This is a genomic window from Dietzia maris, assembly GCF_014144855.1.
GTDB lineage: Bacteria > Actinomycetota > Actinomycetes > Mycobacteriales > Mycobacteriaceae > Dietzia > Dietzia kunjamensis.
In genome coordinates this window covers 1-3,538 of sequence record NZ_JAALDN010000188.1, presented here as the reverse complement: position 1 = coordinate 3,538, position 3,538 = coordinate 1, and the positions used below count along the sequence as shown (strand labels likewise).

Sequence of the window (3,538 nt, the reverse complement as noted above, 5' to 3'; positions counted from 1 at the left end):
CGGCGGCCGCCGATCTTGACCTGGTCGTCGACGCGGCCGTTGAAGTACAGGCCGTCGGCCTCGAGTCGGACCACGTCGCCGGAGCGGTACGCGCGCTCCCAGCCCAGGGTCTGCATGGGCGCGTACTTCTCGGCGTCCTTCTCGGGGTCCAGGTACCGCGCCAGGCCGCCCCCGCCGATCACCAGCTCGCCGGACTCCCCGTAGCCCACCGGATCGCCCGCCGCATCGACCACCGCGAGGTCCCAGCCGTCCAGCGGCAGCCCGATCGACACCTCACCGACGCCGTCCAGCCGGACCGCGCAGGCGACGACGGTCGCCTCGGTGGGGCCGTAGGTGTTCCACACCTCGCGACCGTCACCGACCAGGCGTTCGGCCAGTTCCGGAGGGCAGGCCTCGCCGCCGAGGATCACCATCCGGATACCGGCGAGCATCGAATCGGGCCACATCGAGGCGAGGGTCGGCACCGTGGAGATGACGGTGATCCGCCGATCCCGCAACCACGGGCCGAGGTCGAGGCCCGACTTGACGACCGAGCGCGGCGCGGGCACGAGGCATGCCCCGTGGGCCCAGGCGAGCCACATCTCCTCGCAGGAGGCGTCGAACGCCACGGACAGCCCCGCCAGCACGCGGTCGCCGGGGCCCAGCGGCGCGCCGGTGAGGAAGAGCCGGGACTCGGCGTCGACGAACGCCGCCGCGCTGCGGTGCGTCACGGCCACACCCTTGGGCAGGCCCGTGGTCCCGGAGGTGAAGATGATCCAGCAGTCGTCGTCCACCGTCGGGCCGCGGTGTCGCGAGGGTGAGGTGGTCCGGTCGGGGTCGGTGACGAGCATGCCGTCGGCGGTGTAGACGGCCGCGACCTGCGCCTGACCGAACACCAGCTCGGCGCGCTCGGCGGGGTCGTCCACGTCGACGGGAACGTACGCGGCGCCGGCGGCGAGGGTGCTGAGGATGGCCAGGTAGAGGTCCGCCGAGCCCGAGGGCATGTGGATGCCGACCCGGTCGCCGGCGACGACGCCCTGGTCGTGCATCCATCGGGCGGAGGCGTGGATCGTCCGCGCCACCTCGTCGTAGGTCAGGACCCGGGTGCCGTCGTCGATGCACGGCGCGTCCGGGTGGCGGGTCGCCGCGGCGTCGAACACGTCGAGGAGTGTCCGGGGTTCCGCGGCGTGTGAACTGCGAAGATACTGCGCGGGAATGGTGGCCACCCGCGGATCGTATCCCGCGTAGGTGAACTGCCCGCCGCGGTCACCCGGGGCTGGTTAAGTGAGGCGGATGACAGAGAACCTCAGCAACAAGACCATCGTGATCGTGGGAGCGGGTCCGGGATTCGGCCGCACGCTCGCCCTGCAGGCCGCCGCACAGGGGGCGACGGTGGTCGTCGCCGCCCGCACGGAGTCGCGGGTCGTCGAGATCGCCGAGGAGGTCCGGGCGGGCGGAGGGAACGCGATCGCGGCGGCCGTGGACGCCACCGACCCGGAGTCGGTGCGCGCACTGCGGGAGACGGTGGAGGGTCACACCGATGCGGTGCACGGTCTGGGCTACAGCGCGTTCGCGGTGCCCAGCATGAAGCCGCTCGCGCAGACCGACCACGACCAGATCTCCCGCGGGATCGATCTGTCGGTGCTCGGCGCCCTGCGCACCACGCAGGAGTTCACCGCGCTGCTCGAGGCCGGCGCCGCTCCCGCCACCGGCACCGCAGCCGCCGCCGCCGACTCCGCCGCCGACTCCGCCACAGACCCGGCCCCCGCCAGCGCGTCCGTCGTCATGATGGCCTCCGCGGTGATCCACCACTCCCGCGAGCGCTACGCGGGTTACAAGATCGCCAAGACCGCCCTCGTCGCGCTGGGCCATTCTCTGGCCACCGAGCTCGGCTCGCGGGGCATCCGCGTCAACACCGTGGCGCCCGGGTACATCTACGGCGAGACCCTCAAGGCGTACTTCGAGCACCTGGCCACCAAGTACGGCGGCACGGTCGACGACGTCTACGCCCACACCGCCGAGAAGATGGATCTGCGGCGCCTGCCCTCCGAGCGCGAGATCGTCGACCCGGTGCTGTTCCTGCTCTCCGACGCCGCCTCCGCGGTCACGGGCCAGACCCTCACGGTGGACTGCGGCGAGTTCCACACCTGAACCGGGCGGACCGCACCCCGACGCCGGATCAGGGTCTCAGAATCGGGTCTTTCCCCGATGTGGAGCGGGTGCTCGGGGAGGAGAGTGGAGGTCACCGGGGAGAGGTCCCCGATCCCCCTTTCCCGACGACGACGAGGTGTGACGTCATGACCTATTCCCCAGATTCCGGGCCCAAGCGACTGATGCGGTCGGAGGACCGCTGGATCGGCGGCGTGTGCGGTGGGCTCGCCGACTACTTCGGGCTGGACCCGGCGTTGGTCCGCCTCCTGTTCGTTGCCTCGATCCTGCTGCCGGGTCCGCAGCTGCTCATCTACGTGATCCTGTGGTTCGTCATGCCCGATTCCCGTGCCTCGCGAGTCCGCGCCTGAGGGGCCCGTGGCAGGCTGGGGCCATGAGCACTCCAGACACCTCAGCCGCTCCCGGCGAGTACGCCTCCGTCCGTATCGAGAAGGGTGCCCGTCACCCGCACGTCGCCCAGGTGACGCTGATCGGCCCGGGGCGCAACAACGCGATGGGCCCGGACTTCTGGGCCGAGATGCCCCGCGTGATGGCCGAGCTCGACGCCGACCCCGGGGTCCGCGCCGTCGTGCTCGCCGGCGAGGGCCGCAACTTCACGTACGGCCTGGACCTGATGGCGATGATGCCGCAGTTCATGGAGTTCCTGCCCGAGGACACGACCCCGGACGCCTCGCGTAACGAGCGCATCCTGGACTTCGTGGAGAACATGCGCTGCGCCGTCGACGCCGTCGCGTCGGCCAGGACGCCCACCGTCGCCGCGATCCAGGGCCGCTGCATCGGCGGCGGCATGGACCTCATCTCGGCCTGCGACGTCCGCCACGGTTCGGCGGACTCGAGCTACTCGGTCCGCGAGGTCAAGGTGGGCATCGTCGCCGACATGGGCTCGCTCGGGCGCCTGCCGTACATCATCGGCTCCGGGCTGACCCGCGAGCTGGCGCTGACCGGGCGCGACATCGACGCGGAGACCGCGCTGCGCTACGGCCTGGTCACGCACGTCGCCGACGACGCCGCCGGGGTGCTGGACTCGGCCCACGCCACGGCCGCCGAGATCGCGGACAACCCGCCACTGGTGGTCCGCGGTACCCGCGAGGTCCTCAACCGGGCGATCGAGGGGCCGATCTACGAGTCCAACCGTTACGTCGCGACGTGGAACGCCGGCTTCCTGGCCTCGGCGGACATGATGGAGGCCATCGGCTCGACGCTGGAGAAGCGCGAGGCGCGGTACACCGGCCGCTGACCGCGCCCCACAGAGGAGCGCCCCACAAAGGAGCGCCCCACAGAGGAGCCAGCCCCGCCGAGAAGAGTGTTTCGCACATCGCTACTCGGGCGACACGAGCGAAATGCTCTTCTCGGCGTCCCGGCACGGCACGGCACGGCACGGCACGGCACG

Annotated in this window: 4 protein-coding genes; 3 read left to right on the top strand and 1 reads right to left on the bottom strand. The window is 71.5% G+C overall.

The window, feature by feature from the left end; all coding sequences use genetic code 11:
• A partial coding sequence (locus G6024_RS06850) for an AMP-binding protein (protein WP_159148350.1) occupies positions 1-1,205 on the bottom strand: 1,205 nt, incomplete at its 3' end.
• A gap of 67 nt (positions 1,206-1,272) precedes the next feature.
• Here G6024_RS06850 and G6024_RS06845 point away from each other — a divergent pair.
• The 3 genes from G6024_RS06845 (at position 1,273) to G6024_RS06835 (ending at position 3,385) form a co-directional block, all read left to right on the top strand.
• Positions 1,273-2,130 carry an SDR family oxidoreductase gene (locus G6024_RS06845; protein WP_159148349.1) on the top strand — a complete coding sequence of 286 codons (858 nt, stop codon included), beginning with the start codon at positions 1,273-1,275 and terminating at the stop codon, positions 2,128-2,130.
• 146 nt (positions 2,131-2,276) lie between these two features.
• Entirely contained in the window at positions 2,277-2,498 is a 222-nt protein-coding gene (locus G6024_RS06840) for a PspC domain-containing protein (RefSeq protein ID WP_067711554.1), read from the top strand.
• Between the two features lie 23 nt (positions 2,499-2,521).
• The gene (locus G6024_RS06835; RefSeq protein WP_159148348.1) at positions 2,522-3,385 is read left to right on the top strand and encodes a crotonase/enoyl-CoA hydratase family protein; all 864 of its coding nucleotides are present in this window, start codon (positions 2,522-2,524) and stop codon (positions 3,383-3,385) included.
• The last annotated feature ends 153 nt before the right edge of the window (positions 3,386-3,538 follow it).

What these genes read in the sequence shown, in the direction of transcription:
- G6024_RS06845 (WP_159148349.1), top strand. Translation starts at nt 1,273, where the DNA reads ATGACAGAGAACCTCAGCAACAAGACCATCGTGATCGTGGGAGCGGGT.
- G6024_RS06835 (WP_159148348.1), top strand. Translation starts at nt 2,522, where the DNA reads ATGAGCACTCCAGACACCTCAGCCGCTCCCGGCGAGTACGCCTCCGTC.
- G6024_RS06840 (WP_067711554.1), top strand. Translation starts at nt 2,277, where the DNA reads ATGACCTATTCCCCAGATTCCGGGCCCAAGCGACTGATGCGGTCGGAG.